This is a genomic window from Bartonella sp. HY328 (genome assembly GCF_025449335.1).
Classification (GTDB): Bacteria; Pseudomonadota; Alphaproteobacteria; order Rhizobiales; family Rhizobiaceae; genus HY038.
In genome coordinates this window covers 2,311,584-2,330,193 of record NZ_CP104883.1, presented here as the reverse complement: position 1 = coordinate 2,330,193, position 18,610 = coordinate 2,311,584, and the positions used below count along the sequence as shown (strand labels likewise).

Annotated in this window: 16 protein-coding genes; 13 read left to right on the top strand and 3 right to left on the bottom strand. The window is 42.1% G+C overall.

Going from position 1 to position 18,610, the window contains the following annotated elements; translation table 11 throughout:
• Window positions 1-16: 16 nt before the first annotated feature.
• Complete coding sequence (locus N5852_RS10000) at window positions 17-1,045, bottom strand: Gfo/Idh/MocA family protein (protein ID WP_262097654.1); 1,029 nt, start codon at window positions 1,043-1,045, stop codon at window positions 17-19.
• A gap of 424 nt (window positions 1,046-1,469) precedes the next feature.
• Window positions 1,470-2,501 (bottom strand): LacI family DNA-binding transcriptional regulator, encoded by a 1,032-nt coding sequence (locus N5852_RS09995; RefSeq protein ID WP_262097653.1) that lies wholly within the window; start codon window positions 2,499-2,501, stop codon window positions 1,470-1,472.
• 285 nt (window positions 2,502-2,786) lie between these two features.
• On the opposite strand from N5852_RS09995, the gene iolE (N5852_RS09990) reads away from it, so the two are divergent.
• From iolE (N5852_RS09990) to N5852_RS09960, 7 genes are all read left to right on the top strand, one after another.
• Window positions 2,787-3,683, top strand: a complete 897-nt coding sequence (iolE, locus tag N5852_RS09990) for a myo-inosose-2 dehydratase (protein WP_262097652.1) — start codon at window positions 2,787-2,789, stop codon at window positions 3,681-3,683.
• A 132-nt stretch (window positions 3,684-3,815) separates the two neighbouring features.
• Window positions 3,816-4,988 carry a Gfo/Idh/MocA family protein gene (locus N5852_RS09985; protein WP_262097651.1) on the top strand — a complete coding sequence of 391 codons (1,173 nt, stop codon included), beginning with the start codon at window positions 3,816-3,818 and terminating at the stop codon, window positions 4,986-4,988.
• Window positions 4,989-5,026: 38 nt separating this feature from the next.
• A complete protein-coding gene (locus tag N5852_RS09980) occupies window positions 5,027-6,040 on the top strand; it encodes a Gfo/Idh/MocA family protein (protein ID WP_262097650.1) in 1,014 nt (337 codons plus the stop codon).
• Window position 6,041: 1 nt separating this feature from the next.
• Window positions 6,042-6,836, top strand: coding sequence for an SDR family oxidoreductase (locus N5852_RS09975; RefSeq protein WP_262097649.1), 795 nt, complete (start codon window positions 6,042-6,044; stop codon window positions 6,834-6,836).
• 390 nt (window positions 6,837-7,226) lie between these two features.
• The gene (gene iolC, locus N5852_RS09970; RefSeq protein ID WP_262097648.1) at window positions 7,227-9,161 is read left to right on the top strand and encodes a bifunctional 5-dehydro-2-deoxygluconokinase/5-dehydro-2-deoxyphosphogluconate aldolase; all 1,935 of its coding nucleotides are present in this window, start codon (window positions 7,227-7,229) and stop codon (window positions 9,159-9,161) included.
• Window positions 9,162-9,217: 56 nt separating this feature from the next.
• A complete protein-coding gene (gene iolB / locus N5852_RS09965) occupies window positions 9,218-10,015 on the top strand; it encodes a 5-deoxy-glucuronate isomerase (RefSeq protein WP_262097647.1) in 798 nt (265 codons plus the stop codon).
• A 92-nt stretch (window positions 10,016-10,107) separates the two neighbouring features.
• On the top strand, window positions 10,108-10,932 hold the full coding sequence (locus tag N5852_RS09960) for a MurR/RpiR family transcriptional regulator (protein ID WP_262097646.1): 825 nt from the start codon (window positions 10,108-10,110) through the stop codon (window positions 10,930-10,932).
• Window positions 10,933-11,223: 291 nt separating this feature from the next.
• On the opposite strand, the gene N5852_RS09955 is transcribed toward N5852_RS09960, so the two are convergent.
• Entirely contained in the window at window positions 11,224-11,577 is a 354-nt protein-coding gene (locus N5852_RS09955; RefSeq protein WP_262097645.1) for a hypothetical protein, read from the bottom strand.
• Window positions 11,578-11,782: 205 nt separating this feature from the next.
• On the opposite strand from N5852_RS09955, the gene iolG (N5852_RS09950) reads away from it, so the two are divergent.
• The 6 genes from iolG (N5852_RS09950) (at window position 11,783) to N5852_RS09925 (ending at window position 18,610) form a co-directional block, all read left to right on the top strand.
• Window positions 11,783-12,775 (top strand): inositol 2-dehydrogenase, encoded by a 993-nt coding sequence (gene iolG, locus N5852_RS09950; protein WP_262097644.1) that lies wholly within the window; start codon window positions 11,783-11,785, stop codon window positions 12,773-12,775.
• A 183-nt stretch (window positions 12,776-12,958) separates the two neighbouring features.
• Window positions 12,959-13,957, top strand: a complete 999-nt coding sequence (iolG, locus tag N5852_RS09945) for an inositol 2-dehydrogenase (protein ID WP_262097643.1) — start codon at window positions 12,959-12,961, stop codon at window positions 13,955-13,957.
• A gap of 64 nt (window positions 13,958-14,021) precedes the next feature.
• The gene (locus tag N5852_RS09940; protein ID WP_262097642.1) at window positions 14,022-15,137 is read left to right on the top strand and encodes a Gfo/Idh/MocA family protein; all 1,116 of its coding nucleotides are present in this window, start codon (window positions 14,022-14,024) and stop codon (window positions 15,135-15,137) included.
• Window positions 15,138-15,215: 78 nt separating this feature from the next.
• Window positions 15,216-16,124 carry a myo-inosose-2 dehydratase gene (gene iolE, locus N5852_RS09935; protein ID WP_262097641.1) on the top strand — a complete coding sequence of 303 codons (909 nt, stop codon included), beginning with the start codon at window positions 15,216-15,218 and terminating at the stop codon, window positions 16,122-16,124.
• Window positions 16,125-16,224: 100 nt separating this feature from the next.
• A complete protein-coding gene (locus N5852_RS09930) occupies window positions 16,225-17,661 on the top strand; it encodes an NAD-dependent succinate-semialdehyde dehydrogenase (protein ID WP_262097640.1) in 1,437 nt (478 codons plus the stop codon).
• Between the two features lie 130 nt (window positions 17,662-17,791).
• Window positions 17,792-18,610, top strand: a complete 819-nt coding sequence (locus tag N5852_RS09925; protein ID WP_262097639.1) for an HpcH/HpaI aldolase family protein — start codon at window positions 17,792-17,794, stop codon at window positions 18,608-18,610.

The window sequence follows — 18,610 nt, the reverse complement described above, 5'->3', positions numbered from 1 at the left end:
TTTTTCTTGCTATAATTCATAATTTATCGTTGAAACTATTGCAGTTTACCCATTGGCCGCTATTGGCAGATTTAAAAATGGCATCGCCAATGCGCGCATTGGCTAAAGCATCATCTAGGCCATAAAATGGTACATCATGTCCTAAAACAGCCTGAGAGAATGCGGTGACTTCAGCTTCATATTGATCGAGGGCAGGAAATTCAATTATTTCAAGTTTTGAGTTTGCGTGATCGGTTGATGTATCAATTTGAATAAGATTGGGCAATTGGCGGGATGGAACATAAGCCTGCGGCAAATTTATAAAAGCTTTTTCACAAACAATTTGAATGGATTGTGATGAAGCGCTGGCGAGTGATACCAAGAAACTCGCGTGGCAGCCATCACCAAAATCCAAAATAACGGTACTGAAAAGATCAATGCCGGCAGCATTTTTTTCCATTAAAGCCATAACGCGTAAAGGCTCTTTTTGAAAAACGAAACGTGCAGCCATAGCGGTATAACAGCCTAGATCGAAATAGGCGCCACCACCCATCTTGGGGTCTTGTCTAAAGTCCGGATCATCGCTCATCATAAAGGATAAAAGGGAAGAAAATGTTTTAACTTCGCCATATATTTTACTTGCCAATATTTCTTGTAATCTTATCCAGCGTGGTTGCTGGCGCACCATAAAAGCCTCTGATATTTTTAGATGAATTTTGTCGTTTTTTAAGGCTTCTAATGATCGGTAATTCATTGCCGCTGGCTTTTCGCACAAAATATGTTTGTTGGCTTTGATCGCTTTTTCCATCCATTCAACATGGAGATTATTAGGAAGTGCAATATACACCACATCAATATCATCATCTTCAAGCAAAGCGTCGTAGGAGTCGTAGATTTTTGCGATGTGAAATTTAGAAGCTAATTCTTTTGCCCGCGCTGTGTTTCGTGATGCAATAGCGTGAGGTTTTGCGTAAGGTGACTTTATCAATGCTGGTAAAATTGCATTTTCTGCAATACGTGCTGCACCAATAATGCCCCAATGTAATTCTTGTGTAATTTCTGCCATAATAGAATCCTACATATAAGGTGTGGCTAAAAGCGATTGAAAAATATCAAATTCTAATAGAGGTGGTGGACAGTTAAAATTAAACACCATTGTCAATAAATACATCAAGCACGTACAATAGTCTTCATGTTGGATAATCTTGCAAAAAATGCATAATTATAATTTTTTTGCAAAAAAGACGCTTTTTTAATTTTAGTTATACCAAATAAAATACGCAGCAAAAATAAGCCATTATGTTAAGTAGATGGCTTGTATATATGATTAAAAGAGCAGAGGATTGGGAGTTCCTAGGTTAGAATTTCACACAATATTGAAAAAAAGTAAAGTTTTTAAATTATTAAAGCAAAAAATCTTGATAATTTAGTGCTTCAATAATTGAAAAAATAACGAGTGGGTGGTGTAAACGTCTAACAATTTCTATTTTTTAAAAAACATCCATCGGGCAATTTTCACGAATATAGATAATAAAAGGCGTTGGATTGCTCATGGGCGGCAACATTTCTCGGCGCTGATAATACCACTCAAAAACCTCTAATGCCTGCTGCACTTCAATTTTAGGGTTTTGATCGATAACAACATCTATAAGACCATCACGCAGCAATTTTCGGCGAGATTCAGTGAGTTCATGGGTTATGATTTTAACCGTACCGGTTTTCCCTAAAGCTTCAATGCTTTTTACGATAGCCGTGTTACCGGCAGAAATATTATAAATGCCACGAATGGTAGGATTTTTTTTAAGTTCTGCACCAACAAGATCACCTGCTTTAATTGGGTCTTCCTCACTTTCCACAACGCCGATAATATTACAGGCAGGAAAACGCTCGCGCAAAACGGTTCTAAAACCCATTTCGCGTTCTTCATGGCCAGCAATATTGCTAAGGCCAACGACAATTAGCAAATCGCCGCCACCGTCACTTAAAAACCTACCCATTAATTCACCCGCAACACGACCCATTTGGCGATTGTCTGGGCCAATATAGGCAACACGGCCGCTATTTGGAATATCGGTCGCCAAAGTGACGATGGGTAGTTTATTCGCCAAATTGCGTAAAGCATCACAAAGTCCTGCTTCATTAGGGGCAATAATGATTAAACCATCATAGGATCCGGCAATTTCATCTATTTTAGATCTTATACCCTTAAGATCAGTTATATCAATATAATGTAGAAAACTTGCAATTTTCATATCGGTCAAGGCACTGTTAAGCTCGGAAAAAGCATCGCGCAATTCGCGGTAAAATGGGTTATGCGGAGATTGCAACATGACAGCGATGCGTAAATTGCGCAAATGCTTGCGAAAAATCCGCCGATCAAGATCAAGCCTACTTGCCCATTCCAATACTAACGCTTCGGCTGCTGGCGATACGCCGCCACGGCGGTTGACCACGCGATCTACTGTTGCAATGCTTAAATTCGCAGCTTCGGCAATATCTTGTAGTGTAGTTTTTTTAGTCATCTGCCCCCTCCTTCTATTGTTCAACTATGGTGACAATAAATGGCAAATTGATGGTTTTCCATCTTTAGTTTGATGGTTTTCCAGCAAAACAGCGCTGGTATCATTATATTTTTAGCTTAAGGTTAGGGCATAAGATCGAATGAACGTCTTTAATCTAATCTAAAAAAATTACCAAATTTAGCAGAAACGACCATTAAGCTAATGCTTTAGCTTAAGGGGGGAGGTTTTTGGTGCGCCGTTGTTTTTGGTTGGATTATCGGCCCTATTTAAAGCGGAGGATAAAGAGTGTTTCAAACAGATAAAATTAAAATTGGCGTTAGTCCTTTATCGTGGGTGAATGAAGTATTGCCCGAATTTGGTGCTGATACCACCGCAGACCAATGCTTGAGCGAGGCTGAGGATGCAGGTTATCAAGGGGTGGAATTAAGCAAAATTTTTCCGAAAAATGCGTCGGTTCTTACATCTCTTTTAGCTAGATATAATTTATCATTGGTATCTGGTTGGCATAGTGGATTTTTAGCAGATAACAGTGTTGAAGAAGAGGTTGAAAATGTCCGCGAACATGCGAGCCTCTTAAAAGCCTGCGGTGTCAAGGTGATGGTTTATGGTGAGTGCGCGCATATGCCAGAAAATGCCCTTGATATTGGCATGTCGCAACGCTGGACTTTGAAAAGCGAAGAATATGCCGCCTATGGTGAGCGCTTGACACGCTTTGCTGATATTTTAAAAGAGCAGTTTGATCTTGATTTAGCTTATCATCATCATCTTATGATGGTTGCTGAGACCCTTGATGAAGTACGTGCAGTCATGGCAGCAACCGGTCCTTCGGTTGGTCTATTGCTTGACACTGGCCATGCCTTTGCTGGCGGTTTTGATTATGCAACCCTTATTACTGAATTTGGTCCACGTATCAATCATATTCATCTAAAAGATGTTCGCGGTGACGTGTTGAAACAAGTGCGTGACAAGGATCTTTCCTTTAATGATGGTGTTAGAAACGGCATGTTTACCGTTCCCGGTGATGGCTCAGTTGATTACAGTGCATTGGCAGAATTTTTAAAGCAAGGACGCTATAGCGGTTGGCTGGTTGTAGAAGCCGAGCAAGACCCTCAGAAAGCTCCGCCTTTTGATGCGGTTAAGCGGGCTTATCGTTTTATTACGACCCATATTTATAAACCCTAATCTTTAAATGCCTAACAAGTTAATTGTTATTTCTCATATCTTTAGTCCCATATTTTTTGGCGTTTAATTGCCGTTTAATAAAGCGTTCTCCAATGCAATGTGGGTTGTTTCAGAATATTAAAGAGGTTCATTATGACACGTAAAACATTAAATATAGGTCTCATTGGCTCGGGCTTTATGGGGCAGGCTCATGCCGATGCCTATCATCGTGCCGCCTTGCTCTATCGCAATTTGCCAGCCTTGCCGTTGTTGCATTGCCTTGCTGATGCGACACCGGAGCTTGCACAATCTGCGGCGCAACGATTTGGCTTTAAAAATCATACTGCTGATTGGCGCGCCATGGTTAATGATCCTGAAATTGATATTGTCGATATTACAACACCAAATGCTATGCATGTTGAAATGGCAACGGCAGCGATTAAGGCGGGTAAACATGTCTATTGCGAAAAGCCTTTAACAGTTAAGTTGGAAGACGCCAAAAATTTGGTAGAGCTTGTGCAAAAACATGGTGTTAAAACCATGATTGCTTTTAATAATATTAAAACGCCCGCCGCACTATTAGCCAAGCAATTAATTGATCGCGGCGATATTGGTGAACTTACCCGCTTTCGCGGTTGGTTTGACCAAGGCTTTTTCAATGATCCCGATATGCCTTGGAGTTGGCGTTGTTCTCGCGACGAGGCTGGCTCTGGGTCGCTCGGCGATCTTGGTTCCCATGTGATTAGTGTGGCACAATTTCTAATGGGCGACTTCTCAAGTGTTTGCGGACAAGAACAAACTTTCTTCAAAACACGGCCAGCTGCTTCGGGTGGCTCTGGCTATGGGGCAGGTGTTGACCAAAGTGGCAAGCGTTTGCCGGTAGAAAATGAAGATCAGTTCCAATCTCTCATTACCTTTGAAAATGGTGCAGGCGGTACGATTGAAAGTTCGCGCATTGCTGCAGGTAAGGTCTTTGGTGTTTATTGGGAGGTTTCTGGAACACAAGGCACAATCATTATGGATGGTGAACGCTTTAACGAATTAAAAATTGCTCGTTATGGCGATCCAAAAGCTGATCGCGGTTTTAAGACGTTACTTGCTGGCAGTCAGGTCGAGCAATTTAGTGGTTTTTTTGGTTTTGATTTTGCCGGCGGTGGTCTTGGATATTTTGATGTCAAGGTGATTGAAGTTCATGATCTAATTTGCGGCATTATGGGACAAAGCGGCTGCTTCCCAGATTTTCGCTTTGGCTATGAAAATCAACGGGTGATTAGTGCAATGGAACAATCGGCATTAAGTGGCCAGCGCGTGAGTTTAAAAGCGTAATAGTGAAATAAGTTTAAGCACATTTAGGGAGGATTAAAATGACAACCATTGCATTAATGGGAGCAGGGCGCATGGCAAAAGTGCATGCGGCTTCAATCTTAGCAGCTGGTGCAAAAATAGGCGCTATTTATGATCCTGTACAAGGGGCAGCTGAGGCCCTTAGCGCAGAATGGGGTGGCAAGGTTACGCCAACTTCTATTGCTGCAATGAATAATGATAAGTGTGATGCAATCATGATTGCCACATCATCAGATACCCATATTGATTTATTAAAAGAAGCGGTTAAAACGCAAAAACCAGTGCTTTGCGAAAAGCCGTTGGCAGCTAATTTTAAACAAGGTCTTGATTTTATCAATGATATTGGCGAAGCGGCGGCTCGTAAAATTTTTGTTGGTTTTAATCGCCGTTTTGACCGTGGTCATGCCAGTGTAAGGCATGCCGTTCATGATGGAAAAATAGGGCGACTTGAACAGCTTATTATCACCAGCCGCGATCCTTTGCCGCCGCCGCTTGATTATGTGCCGCGCTCCGGTGGCCTTTTTCGTGATATGATGATCCATGATTTTGATATGACACGGGCAATTGTGAATAGTCGCATTGTTTCAGTGACAGCCCATGGCTCATCGATAATTGATCCAAGAATTGGCGAACTTAGCGATATTGATACGGCAAGCGTTACGATGCTTGCAGATGATGGAACCATTATTACGGTTTTAAACTCTCGTCGTTGTGCTTTTGGGTTTGATCAGCGCATTGAAGCGTTTGGTGCAAATGGTATGGTTGTTTCCGATAATCCACGCCAATCGGGCTTTGTTACTTTTGCAGCCAATGCCGTTGGCGTTAGGGCGCCGATACTTGAATTTTTTATGGAGCGTTATGGCCCATCTTATACGGCTGAAATTGGAGAATTTATCAATTGTGCGAAACAAGGGCTTGATATGCCGATCAATGCAATTGACGGCATTATGGCGGCATATCTCGCGGAGGCTGCGGATGCATCCTTAAAACAAGGCAAAACAATTAATCTTAAAAATTTAGGGGAGGAATTTTAATATGGGTGATCTTAATAATCGTCATAAGGATACAAGTGCAGTTATTACAGGCGGTGCGCAAGGTGTTGGTTTTGCTATAGCGCAACAATTGGTAAATGAAGGGTGCCGAAAGGTATTGCTTGCAGGGCGTGATGCACAAAAGGGAAAAAAAGCGGTAGAAATCTTGCAAAGTCAAGGTGTTGATGCAGGCTTTGTTGCTGTTGATCTGCAAGATGTCAACGCTTGCCTTAATGTAATTGATGAGGCTGTTGCAAAATTTGGTACGGTTAATGTTTTGGTTAATGCGGCAGCCCTTGGTGCGCGTGGTACGTTGATTGATACGGGCGAAGAATTATGGGATGAAATGTTTAACACCAATGCCCGCGCCCCATTTTTTATGATGCAAGGCTTTGTTAAACATCGTTTGAGCCAGGGTGGCGGTGGCTCAATCATTAATATTTTGTCGCAGTGTGCCTATTGTGGGCAATCCTATCTTGCACCTTATTCGGCATCAAAGGGAGCCTTGGCAACACTTACAAAAAACGTTGCTAATGCTTATCGCTTTAACAAGATTCGCTGTAATGCAATTTTGCCTGGTTGGATGGATACACCGGGCGAAGACGCAACCCAGCGTAAATTTCACAATGCAGGCGATGACTGGCTTGAAAAGGCTGAAGCTGCACAGCCAATGGGGCAGCTTTGTAAGCCAGATCAATTGGCAAATCTTGCCAGCTATGTTTTGAGCACCTCGGCAGGGGTTATGACAGGCGCTCTTATTGATTATGACCAGAATGTTGCCGGCGCTTATCCTGAATAAGCGGTACAATAATATGATGTGCTTATCCTGAATAAGCGGCATAATAATATGAAGTGCTTATCCTGAATAATGCGCTTATTTAATATAAAGGCTGATTTAGAATAATCGACAAAATTGATTATAATTTAAACCTCTTTATATCGTAAATCTTCATGCCCACCATTTTAAAAGCTAAATGGTGGGCATAAATATTTTATTTTGCGAAAAATTGAAATTTTTATTCTATTTTTGAAATTTTTGATATATATAGTCTAATAGGATGGCGGCCTAGGGAAGATAGCCGTTGCATCATAAGGGATTTTTTTATTGCCTTTTGGGTTAGCGCCAATAATTATTGTTATTGGCCTTAGGTTTTATCGCAAAATAGCTAAAAAATTAAAGGGTGGAGACATGGCAAGCCAAACCAATAATGATCAAAAAAGACTTGATGTGATTACAATTGGCCGCTCATCGGTTGATCTTTACGGCCAACAAATTGGCACAAGGTTGGAAGATGTAACGTCTTTTGCCAAATCGGTAGGTGGGTGCCCTGCGAATATTGCTATTGGAACGGCGCGGCTTGGGTTGAAATCGGCATTAATTAGTCGTGTTGGTAATGACCAGATGGGCAATTTTATTGGCGAGCAGCTGCGCCGCGAGGGTGTTGAGACAAAAGGCATCGTCATTGATGATAATCGTCTTACCGCCCTTGCTATTTTAGGTATAAAAAATGACCATGATTTTCCATTATTATTTTATCGCGATAATTGCGCCGATATGGCGCTTGATGAAAATGATATTTGTGAAGACTTTATAAAAACGAGCCGTTCGGTATTGGTTAGCGGTACGCATTTTTCAAAACCTAATGTTGAAGCCGCACAAAAAAAGGCAATTACAATAGCTAAAGACCATGGCATCAAGGTTATTTTTGATATTGATTATCGTCCTAATCTTTGGGGACTGGCGAGCCTTGCTGCTGGCGAAGAGCGTTATATTGCTTCAGACTTTGTATCGCAGAAGCTAAAGGTGGTTCTGGCTAGCTGTGATCTTATTATTGGCACCGAGGAGGAGGTTTTGATTGCTTCTGGTGAAAGTGACTTATTGGCTGCCTTAAAGACAATTCGCTCCTTATCCAAAGCCATTATTGTTTTAAAGCGTGGGCCGATGGGCTGCATTGTTTATGATGGCGCCATTGGAGATGAGCTTGAAAATGGCATTATAGGTCAAGGTTTTCCCATTGAGGTTTTTAACGTGCTCGGCGCTGGCGATAGTTTTATGTCGGGCTTTTTAGCGGGTTGGTTGCGCGATGAGTCATTGGATATATGTGCCACCTATGCCAATGCTTGCGGTGCCTTTGCCGTATCACGTCTTTTATGCTCGCCTGAAATTCCTACCTTTTATGAATTGCAGTATTTTCTTGAGCACGGCTCTAAGCATAAGGCTTTGCGCAAGGATGAAATGCTTAATCATATTCATTGGGCAACAACACGCCATAACGATATTCCTTTGCTCATGGCTTTGGCAATAGACCATCGCAGCCAATTAGTAGATGTGGCGGATGAATTAAATATTGGTTATGATAAAATATCTGATTTTAAGCGTTTGGCGGTAAAAGCAGCTGGGCGCGTTGCCAATGGGCGGCAAGGCTATGGTATGTTGCTTGATGAACGCTTTGGTAAAAAAGCATTTTTTGACGCAAGTAGTCAAGGGTTTAGCTGGCTCGGTCGGCCGGTAGAGTTACCCGGTTCCAAGCCGTTGCGTTTTGAGTTTTCGCAAGATATAGGCTCGCAATTGGTTGAGTGGCCTAAGGATCATTGCATTAAATGCCTATGCTTCTATCATCCAGATGATGATGTAGCATTAAAAACTGAGCAACAGGAAAAGATTCGGTGTCTGTTTGATGCAGCGCGTAAAATTGGCCGTGAGTTTTTATTGGAAATTATTGCAAGCAAAAATGGCGACATGGATGACACAACCATATCGCGCGCGATAGCAGAGCTATACGCCCTTGATATTAAACCTGATTGGTGGAAGCTAGAGCCGCAATCCTCAGCCAAGGCTTGGCAAAATATTAATGACGTTATAGCTGGTAATGATGCCCTATGTCGCGGTATTGTTTTGCTTGGCCTTGAAGCGCCGCATGAGGTTTTGGAGCAAGCCTTTAATGCGTCAAAAGCTGCCCCTTTGGTCAAGGGCTTTGCAGTAGGCCGCACTATATTTAGTGAGCCAGCTAGAGCATGGCTTGGTGGTAAAATTGATGATGAAAAGGCAATTTCACTGATGGCCGATAGTTTTGAACGTTTAACATCTGCATGGCTAAAAAGCCGCAATATTACCAGTCATTAAAGCTCTTTATAAACAGTAAGATTTATTCAAGTAAGCATTTTATAGGGGAGGTTACGATGTCAAAATTATTGATAAAGCCAAAAGGTGACTATGGACGTATCACGCATGTAACGCCAAAAAGCGCTGGTTGGACATATGTTGGCTTTGATCTTCACCGGTTGAAAATCGGTAAGGATGTTGAAGAAAAGGCCGATGGACGAGAAATTTGCCTTGTCTTCATTACGGGCATAGGACGGGTGTTTTGTGATGGTAAAGATTATGGTCAGCTGGGCAAGCGAATGAATGTATTTGAAGGGTTGCCTGCTGCTTTTTACGTGCCTTGTGGCTCAACTTATCGCGTTGAAGCGTTGAGTGAAATGGAGCTTGCTGTTTGCAGTGCACCAGCAAAAGGTGGGCTTTATGTACCGCATATCATCAATGAGGGGCAGTTATCGCAAGAAATACGTGGTAAAGGTGCCAATGTGCGTCATGTCACCAACATCTTGCCAGAAAATGAACCAGCGGAGTCTTTGTTGGTGGTAGAGGTCATTACGCCTGGTGGCAATACCTCATCCTATCCCCCCCATAAACATGACCAAGATAATTTACCCCATGAAAGTGCTTTGGAAGAAACCTATTACCATCGCATAAATCCACCGCAAGGCTTTGCGTTTCAACGCGTTTATACCGATGATCGTTCGCTTGATGAAGTCATGGTTTTAGAAGATGGCGATGTTAGCCTTGTGCCAAAAGGCTATCATCCATGCGCCACCTGCTATGGCTATGATTTATATTATCTTAATGTTATGGCAGGCCCACGCCGGACTTGGAAATTCCATAATGCTAAGGAACACGAGTGGCTGCTAACAAAATAGGTAAATTTGCCTTATAGAGCTTGTTTTCGCTTGCGCTATAAGGCAATCACATTATGATGTTTTTAATATTGATATTTTATAAAGCTTACTAGATGGATAATCATGTTTTGCCGCCGCTAACAACGCAAGAATTTGAGGAAAGATTGGTGTCGCAATCCCATGCAATGCCAAAGCGTTTGCAACAATGTGCCGAGTTTTTTGCCGCGCATCTTGATCGGATTGCGGTTGCAACTATTGCTGACATTGCAAAGGCTGCGAATGTGCAACCATCAGCAGTTATGCGCTTTTGTCAATATTTTGGCTTTAAGGGCTTTTCAGACTTACAAAAGCTTTATCGAAGTCATTTTACTCCTAATTGGCCAGACTATAAAACACGTCTTGAAGATTTGCGGCAAAGGGATATTGAAACACCGCAAAGATTATTGGCAGAATTTAGTGAGGCTTCACGCCGCTCGCTTGAAAACCTTACCTATTCGATTGATGCAAATATGCTTGAAGTGGCAACACAGCACATAGCTAATGCGCGGATTGTTCATATTATTGGCCTAAAACGCTCTTATGCGGCGGCAGCCTATTTGGCTTATGCGCTGGATATGATTGGTGTTGGTTCTATCATGCATCATTTGACGGGTGAACTTGATAATTTTGCAACCATTACCAAAGATGATGTCGTTGTGGTTATTACATTTTCACCCTTTAGCGAGGTGACATTAGCAATGGAAAAAAGAGCGGTGGAAAAAGGCGCGCAGCTGGTTATCATCACTGATGCTCCTTTGCAGCACAAAGCCCATAAAAATGCGGTTGTTTTACCTGTCACCGAGATTGATTTTGGTGCCTTTAGAAGCCTTTCAGCTACGATGGCCTTATTGCTGACCTTAGCTGTTGCTGTTGGTACATTGCGTGATCGGCAATCATAATCAACCACTTTTATGTTCTTTTATCAAATGCACATGTTGGTTAATTAACTCCACTGTATCATCGCTTGAAAAGCTATGCATTAGGCTATGCCAATCGCAATAGGTGATCGTGCCACAGCGATAGTCAAAATTAATGCTGTAGCAATCAAACAAATCCTTGTCGTTAATTAGAAACGGTTATTCAAGCTTCATAGCTTTAATAAAGGTATCAAGCTCTTTGATGTGCTCTTCCAATGGAAAATACTAATCTTTTTTAACTTGTCATGATACCTATAATACCATTGCTAAAGCCTATTTTATTGCATCTCTAAATTCGATAAGGCTTTTATGATGGATGTGTGCATATTTTTGGTCTTCTTCAATAAGAGATTTTAATAGTTTTTGTAGTTTTTTTTGATCTTTATTGAGGTTTTCTAATAGACATTTTTCACCAATCAACGATTCAAGATTAGTGTAAAAAAGTGCATTTTCTGTAATATTAGAAATTGTTCTGTTCTTGGTTTTTGAACGTATGAACATTTTATGCTTGGGAAAAAAGCCAATTGATTCGGCAGCATCAGTTGTGATTATTTTATGCTTTTGTAGGTCTATAAGGGTATAGATAATGCAAGAAAATAAAAACTCATAAGTCGCTTTACTGATCATTTAATATGAAGTTTAAAGGTTTTCAACCTGTCATTGTTCATGGTATTTTTCTAAAATTTTAATGCGATTTTGTCTAGGCGCAGTTTCAAGAATATTTTCAATTTCTGCGTCACAGTACTTGACTTTCATCTTTTTTTGCATTTTTATAAATATTGCAATAAATATTGCATTTTATCGGAATTGGGGAAAATTCTGGGAGGAACTCATGTTTAAAATGGCATTACTTGGCTGCGGCCGTATTGGCAAAATGCATGCCAATATTATTAATAGTTCTGGTGTTGGCACGCTTGCAGCCGTCTATGATGTTTATCAACCGGCTGCACAAGAATTAGCCGATAAATATGGCTGCCTTTGTGCGCCAACGGTGGAGGAAGCCATTGCTGCCGCGGATGGCGTTTTGATTGCAACATCAACGCCTACCCATGCCGATTTGATCGAATTGGCTGTAAAGGCAGGTAAAGCGGTATTTTGTGAAAAGCCAATTGATTTATCGATTGAGCGCGTTAGGAGCGCACAGGCCGCCATCGGCGATAGAGCTGAAATGGTGCAAATTGGCTTTAATCGTCGGTTTGACCCGGGACATCGTGCTGCTCGTATTGCGTTGCAAAATGGCGATATAGGTGAACTGCAGCAAGTTATTATTTCATCGCGTGATCCTGGTCCTCCACCGATTGATTATGTAAAGATTTCAGGCGGTATTTTCCGCGACATGACCATCCATGATTTTGATCTTGCTCGTTATATGTTGGGTGAAGATCCCGTAGAAGTTTTTGCGACCGGCAGTGTGCTGGTTGATAAGGCAATTGGTGATTGTCAAGATCAAGATACAATCATGATTATTATGCGTACCGCTAGCGGCAAACAATGCCACATTAATAATTGCCGTGCTGCAAGTTATGGTTATGATCAGCGTGTCGAGCTTTTTGGCACCAAAGGCATGGTTATTTCCGATAATTTAACACCGAATAATTTGCGCCGTTTTAATAAAACAGAAACGCAAGCTGCACCGCCCTTGCTTGATTTTTACATCGAGCGGTATCATCAGGCTTATGCTGCAAGTCTAAAATCTTTTATTCAATCAGCGATCGATAAAACTGCGCCGGAAGTCAATTTTATTGATGGTCAAAAGGCACTTGCTTTAGCTGAAGCAGCAATCATCTCGTTAAAAGAAAAGCGTTTTGTCAGTGTAAATTACTAAGCGTTTTTTAGCTTATCACAGCAGCTATTATAAAAGTAATATGAGTGCCAAAACCGGCGCGGCTATTACAATGGCTAATTTTATCGAAGTGGTGGCAATTATCCACCACTTACAAAAGCAAATGGAAGTTCTCATAAGAAATACGCGTAACTCGTAAATTGTTGCATCATCTTGGAGGAAGAAATGTTTACAATGGCCCTATTGGGATGTGGTCGTATTGGCAAAATGCATGCTGACACCATTCATCGTTCTGATAAATGTGAGCTAGCGGCAGTTTTTGATAATTATAAGCCAGCAGCTGAAGCTTTGGCTAAAAAATATAATTGCCTTTGTGCCACCAGTGTTGAGGAAGCGATCGCGGCGGCGGATGGTGTTCTCATTGCAACATCTACGCCGACCCATGCCGATTTTATTGAACTTGCGGTAAAGGCTGGCAAAGCGATATTTTGTGAAAAGCCGATTGATCTTTCCCTTGAGCGTGTAAAACAAACCCGTGCGCGTATTGGTGATAAGGCGGATTTTATTCATATTGGTTTTCAACGTCGCTTTGATCCAACCATTCAAGGCGCTCATAGAGCAATGCTCAATGGTGAAGTTGGCGAAGTGCAGCAGGTGATTATCACGACACGTGACGCTTTTGCGCCGCCGCCTTATGATTATATTAAAAGTTCCGGCGGCATTTTTCGTGATATGACAATTCATGATTTCGATTTAGCGCGCTATTTTTTACAAGAGGATCCGGTGGAAGTTTTTGCGCTTGGCAGCGTGCTTATTGATAAAGCTATTGGTGAAGAATGTCATGATTTTGATAATGTCATGGTCATTTTACGCACTGCAAGTGGCAAGCAATGTCATATTAATAATTCGCGTGCGGCGGCTTATGGCTATGACCAGCGAGTAGAGTTGCAGGGCAGTAGCGGCATGTTAATTTGCGAAAATGTGCCGAAAAATCATGTTCGCCGTTATAACAAGCTTGAAACAGAGGCCGCTTCACCATTTCTCGATTTTTTTATTGATCGCTATCATGAAGCCTATCCTGGTGGGCTTAATTCTTTTGTCCAACATGCAATTGATAAAACGCCACCAGAAGTAACTTTTACCGATGGTGAAAAGGCACTTGCCTTGGCTGAAGCGGCGGTAAAATCAGTACAAGAGCAGCGCATTGTAAAAGTGGCTTATTAAAAGCTGTTTATGGCTAAAACCATACTTATGGCAAATTTACATAATATAAGGATTTGAGGGAAAAATGGATATTTCTGTTGGCCTTATAGGCTCAGGTTTTATGGGACGAGCCCATGCTTTTGCATTTAACAGCGCACCGCGCGTTTTTCAACTACCGATGAATGTAACGCTACAATGCCTTGCCGATGTCAATTTGGATTTGGCAACAAAGGCAGCCAAGCAATTTGGTTTTGCAAGTGCTACTGCAAATTGGCAGGATCTTATTAGCGACAAAACGATCAATCTTATTTCGGTGACATCGCCCAATACATTTCATAAGGAAATGTCACTAGCGGCGATAAAGGCTGGCAAACATGTCTATTGTGAAAAGCCCTTAGCACCTACCGCAAGTGATTGTCTTGAAATGACATTGGCTGCTGAAAAAGCGGGCGTGCAAACAGGCGTTGGATTTAACTACATTAAAAATCCGATGATGAAGCTTGCTCGTGACATTATTGCAAGTGGTGAAATTGGCGAAGTGCGCTCTTTTCGTGGTGTGCATGCTGAAGATTATATGTATGATGAAAATTCGCCTTGGACTTGGCGGCTTGACCCACGCGGCGGCGGTGGCGCTTTAGCTGATATTGGCTCCCATATTTTAGAAACTGCCCGTTATTTGCTAGGTGATATTGCAAGCGTTAAGGGCGAAACTCATACATTAATAAAGCAGCGTCCCGACATTCAAAACCCATCGCAAATGAAAGCGGTTGAGGTTGATGATATTTCTCGAGCAAATTTGGTTTTTGCTAATGGTGCTGTGGGAAGCATTGAAGCAAACTGGATTGCGACAGGGCGAGAAATGCAACATGATTTTGAAATTTATGGCTCTAAAGGTGGGCTATTATTCACACAAGAGCGTTTTAACGAGTTGCATTTATTCAGCAATAAGGATGCCAAAAATCTTCAAGGCTATCGGAAAATTTTTGCAGGTCCCGAACATGATCCCTATGGTGCATTTTGCATCGCTGGCGGCCACCAAATTGGATTTAACGACCTTAAAACCATTGAAGCGCGGGATTTAATATTGGCTATTGCTGGTGAAAAAACGGGTCATGCTGATTTTCGTGAGGGCTATATGGTGCAAAAAACTGTCGAAGCCATTTATGAATCCGCACGTACCGGCGAGATCCGCAAGCTTTAACTTAGAAGTTTCGTTCAACTAGATAAAACATGGGCATTAGAGGCCGATTGTTCCAATTGTTCTACAAAGGAAGTTAAAATGAAAGCACGCTTAGGAATTGCTCCGATCGCTTGGTCCAATGATGATTTACCAGAGCTTGGCGGTCAAACAACGCTAGATACATGTTTAGAAGAAAGTGCTGAAGCGGGTTTTAAAGGAGTTGAAACTGGAGGCAAGTTTCCTAAAACGGCAGCTGCATTAAAACCTGAACTTGATAAATATGGCTTATCACTCGCTTCTGGTTGGTATTCTGGCACAGTGCTTGATGCAAGTGATGACCTTGCTGCTGAAAAAGACAAAGTTATAGAACAGCTTGAACTATTTCGTACATTGGGCGCTGCATGTCTTGCTTATGGTGAAACCTCTGGCACCATTCAAAATAAACGCAATGCGCCGCTCAATACACGCCGTGTTTTAAATGAGGACGAAATTAAGGTCTATGGTCGGCGTTTAACCAAATTTGCTGAATTTTGTGCCGATCATGGAGTTCCATTGGGTTTTCACCATCATATGGGGACGGCGATTGAAAGCGAGCATGATCTTGATCTTCTTATGAAACATACGGGCGAGGCCGTTGGCTTGCTTTATGATACTGGCCATATGCAATTTGCCGGTGGCGATATTTATCGCACAATTAAAAATCACGGGTCGCGTATCATTCATTTCCATGCCAAGGATTTGCGCATGCCAGTGATTAACAGCCTTGATTGGTCAAAACAGTCTTTTCTTGATGCTGTTTTATTGGGTGCTTTTACAGTGCCTGGTGATGGAAATATTGATTTTATCAAAGTTGTGCAGACCCTTGCTGATGTTGGCTATGAAGGGTGGTTTATTGTCGAGGCCGAGCAAGATCCAGATAAGGCACCACCTGCAAAAATGGCTCAAATTGGTTATGATGATCTTAGTATAGCGCTTCAAAAGGCTGGCTATACCATTGAAGAATTTTAAAAAGAACAGTTTTAAAATACCACCTCAATAAATTCTTGCAACCAAAGTTTTTAAATAAAAGCTTTGGTTAAAGGAAACATGACGGTTGATAGGAAATGAAATGTATGCACGCTTTGGACTTTTTATTGATGGACAATGGCAGATGGCATCCAGCGGTGCTCAATTAGAGGTGATTAATCCGGCCAATCAACAGCATTTAGGGTACATAACTTTGGCAAATGCATCCGATACTAAAAGGGCGATTACTGCGGCTGTTGATGCTTTTAGTGCTTGGAGTAACCTATCTTCTTGGGTGCGTGCCGATTATTTGCATAAAATAGCTGATATTATGCGATTGCGAACGGATGAAGCGGCGCACCAAATGACGCTTGAATCGGGTAAGCCCTTGGCGCAAGCTAAGCGCGAATGGGAACTTTCAGTTGACCAATTTCGCTGGGCGGCTGAAGAAGCGCGTCGCATTTATGGCCGCTTAGTTGAAAGCCGTGTTGATGGTGGACGTTTTGAAATATCTCACGAGCCAGTGGGTGTCGTTGGTATTTTTACTGCATGGAATTTTCCTGCTGTGTTGTTGGCTCGCAAAATAGCGCCAGCCTTAGCGGCTGGCTGTAGTTTAATAGCTCGTCCCTCTAACAGCGTGCCGGGTGTTGCCATGATACTTTTTGATTGTTTAAAAGAGGCGAACTTACCAAAAGGTGTTGTTAATCTTGTAATAGGCAATACGCCAAATACTTATCAGCCAATTATGGATGATTATCGCGTGCGGAAGATATCTCTTACTGGTTCAACACGCATTGGCCAGCAGATGATTGTGGATAGTGCTAAAACCTTAAAGCGCACCAGTATGGAGCTTGGTGGCAATGCTCCGCTTATTGTCTTTGGTGATTGTGATATTGAAAAAACATTAGATCTTGCTGTTGCAACAAAATTTGCAAATGCCGGTCAGGTATGTGTTACGCCTAATCGTATTTATGTCGAGCGTGCCATTTTCAAAGCTTTTGTGCAAGGTTTTGTTGCACGCGTTAAAAAAATCAAACTTGGCAATGGCTTGGATAGTGAAACCACCATGGGGCCGCTTATCAATGCCCAGCGCCGAGAGGAGATGGCTGCAATTGTGCAAGATGCGATAGCAAAGGGTGGTAGCATTGAAGCAGGTGGTAAGCGGCCGGAACAATTTGATAAGGGCTATTTTTTTGAACCTACGGTGTTAACTGGTATGGGTGCTAATGCTATCGCGGTTAAAGAGGAAAGTTTTGGCCCTATTGCACCTATTTTGCCATTTGATGATGAGGATGAGGTTTTGGCTGCTGCAAATGCTAGTCAAATGGGCTTATCTGCCTATGTTTTTACCAATAATGCAGCGCGTATGCGTAAATTTATAGCTGGTTTGGAAGCTGGTATGGTTGGGGTAAATAGCTTTGCACTTGCCGCAGCAGAAGCACCTTTTGGAGGCATTAAAAGCAGTGGTATGGGACGTGAAGGTGGAATAGAGGCAATTTTAGAATATTGCAATGTTAAATTGGCGCAAATTTGCGTTTAGATATTTTAATTTATGTTCTCATTTTGCCGTTTCGGGTAGCTGCACGGGTAAGCAGCTGTTTGCACTGTTTAATATTGGCAAGAATATAAAGCAAATGAAAGATGATTAAGCGGCAAGGGAGGTTTAGCCAATGATTAAAAATAAACTACGTGCGCTATGGCAGGATAATAGGCCAGTATTAAATGGCTGGCTTTCAATTGCATCACCCTTTGCCGCTGAAATTATGGCGGGGCAGGGCTATGATAGTTTAACAATTGATATGCAGCATGGTGCAATTGGTTATGATCAGTCTTTATTGATGTTGCAAGCGATGCGAGGCAGTGAAGCAACGTTGATGATACGTGTTCCATGGCTTGATCCAGCCGATATAATGAAGGCTTTAGATGCTGGCGCCTATGGCATTATCTGCCCGATGATTAATAATCGTGCGCAAGCAGAGCAATTGGTGTCTTACATGCGCTACCCACCGCATGGGGTAAGGAGTTTTGGCCCAACCCGGGCTTTATTTGCTCTTGGTGATGATTATGCCAAATATGCCGATAGCGAGGTTGTCTGCCTTGCAATGATTGAAACACAAGAGGCTTTTGATAATCTTGAAGAAATTGTTTCGGTTGATGGCGTAGACGGTGTTTATATTGGTCCCGCAGATTTAACGCTTGGTCTAACCGGGCGTAAATATCGCACTGGTTTTGATCGTGAAGAGCCAGAATTGGTTGATGCCATCAAGCATATTATGACCATTGCTCATAAATATGGCAAGCGTGCTTGTTTGCACAATGGTACGCCAGATTATGCAGCCAAAGTTGTCGAATGGGGATTTGATCTTGTGACTGTATCCAATGATGTCCGGCTTCTAGCTGGTGCTGCATCGGCCTCTATTCATAAATTTCGTTCATTGATTGATGGAAATACGGAGCAAAAAGCAACAAGCAGTAAGAGTGGGTATTGA